The sequence below is a fragment of the Aliivibrio sp. S10_S31 genome (assembly GCF_014694495.1).
In the GTDB taxonomy this organism is placed as follows: domain Bacteria; phylum Pseudomonadota; class Gammaproteobacteria; order Enterobacterales; family Vibrionaceae; genus Aliivibrio; species Aliivibrio fischeri.
The window spans coordinates 1-580 of sequence record NZ_JAAUWR010000102.1; the positions used below are offsets into that span (position 1 = coordinate 1).

Below are 580 nucleotides of genomic sequence, written 5' to 3' on the forward strand. Positions count from 1 at the left end.
AAACCAAAGACAAACCTACAACGCCGAATGTAATAAATCGTGTTGATTGCTTTGTTATGAGAATGTCTAACCCAGTGTGCATGACATAAATTGACTGTGTGGATCAGGTTTATAATCGGCAAAGGGAGCACAATATTGAAAACCAAATTTCTCATAGAGATTACGAGCCGGTTTGAAAAACTCTTGTGATCCGGTTTCTAAGCTAATTTTGTTATAACCCTTATCCGACGAAACCTTTAATACATGCTTAAGCAGAAGCGTTCCAACACCAAGATTACGTGCATTATTGGCCGTTCTCATTGATTTTAATTCAACATGGTTTGAATCCAACTCCTTAATTGCAGCACAACCTAGTAACTGGTCATCTTGCCAACAACTAAAGAACGTAATCTCAGGTACTTTTAGTGCGTTTACATCCAATGCGTGCACGCTTTCAGGAGGAGAAGTTGCATACATATCTTCCAGGTGTTCTTTTAATAACTGAACAACTTCGCCGCCATTCAAATCATCTATTTTGATATCCATATCTTAAATTATCCCTTAATTCTCATAACGCCTGCATAACACGTTTGCTACCATG

The 580-nt window shown here is 38.1% G+C and carries 1 protein-coding gene; it reads right to left on the reverse strand.

Annotated features, from left to right (window positions below; genetic code table 11):
- Window positions 1-66: 66 nt before the first annotated feature.
- A complete protein-coding gene (locus tag HC728_RS19790; RefSeq protein ID WP_065596553.1) occupies window positions 67-525 on the reverse strand; it encodes a GNAT family N-acetyltransferase in 459 nt (152 codons plus the stop codon).
- Window positions 526-580 lie beyond the last annotated feature (55 nt).

Coding starts and splice junctions, on each gene's coding strand:
- HC728_RS19790 (WP_065596553.1), bottom strand. CDS start 525: ATGGATATCAAAATAGATGATTTGAATGGCGGCGAAGTTGTTCAGTTA.